The 1354-nt window shown below is 64.3% G+C and carries 1 protein-coding gene; it reads right to left on the bottom strand.

Annotated features, from left to right (window positions below):
• Positions 1 to 213: 213 nt before the first annotated feature.
• Positions 214 to 1354 (bottom strand): ABC transporter permease (locus AB4Y84_RS21725; RefSeq protein ID WP_442250941.1); only part of this gene is annotated, 1141 nt, incomplete at its 5' end.

The following is a 1354-nucleotide window of genomic DNA, read 5'->3' on the forward strand; positions in this document are numbered from 1 at the left end:
GTTCCACTGCGGGTTGTAACGGTCGCCACGCTGCGCATGGGCATCGCCCGAGTAGGGCAGCAGCACCAGCAGTTGCGCGGCCGCTACAAGCAGCAGCACAGCCCTTCCTGTTTTCAGAAACATCGTCCAGCTCCTGTGCGGACATCGTCGGTCTCTGCAGTACACACCGCAGACATTGCGCGAACCTGCCGTCACCGCAGGCAATTGCAGTGACTACCGGACCAGTGCTTCCACCGGGTCCAGCTGCGCCGCACGACGTGCAGGCAGGAAACCGAAGCCGATACCGATCAGGCTGGAACACGCGAATGCCGCAATGATCGAGTTCGCCGAGAACACCAGGCTGAAGCCCACGTCAGCCAGTGCCAGCACTGCGCCCAGCAGCAACGCCACGCCAATGCCCAGCACGCCGCCGAGCAGACATACAAGCACCGACTCGATCAGGAACTGCTGCAGAATGTCGCTGCGCCGTGCCCCCACGGCCATGCGCACGCCAATCTCGCGGGTGCGCTCGGTTACCGACACCAGCATGATGTTCATCACTCCGATGCCGCCGACTACCAGTGCAATGGCTGCAATGGAGCTGATCATCATGGTGAGGATGCCGGTGGTCTGTTCAATCGACTGGCGGATCTGCGCGTTGTTGCTCATGTAGAAGTCGGTACTGCCGTGGCGGCGCATCAGCAAGCGTGCAATGGCCTGCTCGGCCGCGTCCATGCTGATCGCATCTGATACGCGCACGGTGATGCTGGACACATGGCTCTGGCCCAGCATCCGCGCCATGGCCGTGGTGTAGGGCATCCATACCCGTAGCAGCGAGGTGTCGCCGGCCGCGCCAGCGTCCTTCTTCACCACACCCACCACGCGCACCGGCACGGTGCCCAGCAGCAGGGTCTGCCCGATGGGGTTCTCGGCTGCGGCGAAGAAGCGCGCGCGGGTGTTGGCGTCGATGATCGCCACCTGCTGATAGCCAGCCACACCCCGCGCGTTGAAGAAGGTGCCTTCGCCCAGTTTCAATCCATGCACGCGGAAGTACTGTTCGCTGACGCCCTGCACCTGCACGCTGGCGGAGCGGTTGCCACGCATCGCGGTACCCGTGGTGGCTACGCCGGGGGTGGCACTGTCCACGAACGGTTGCCCGGCCAGGGCCACGCTGTCACCTGGGGTAAGGGTCTCCACCCGCGCCGCGTGCAGGTCGCCAAAGCCGGAGCCTGGATAGATCTCGATGGTGCTGGTACCCAGCGAAGAGATGTTGGACAGGATGGCCTGACGCGCGCCCGTACCCAGCGCGACCACCGACACCACCGAGGCGATGCCGATGATGATGCCGAGCATGGTCAGGAAGGTACGCATGCGG

It is taken from the genome of Stenotrophomonas sp. 2YAF22 (assembly GCF_052114665.1).
Taxonomy (GTDB): Bacteria; Pseudomonadota; Gammaproteobacteria; order Xanthomonadales; family Xanthomonadaceae; genus Stenotrophomonas; species Stenotrophomonas indicatrix.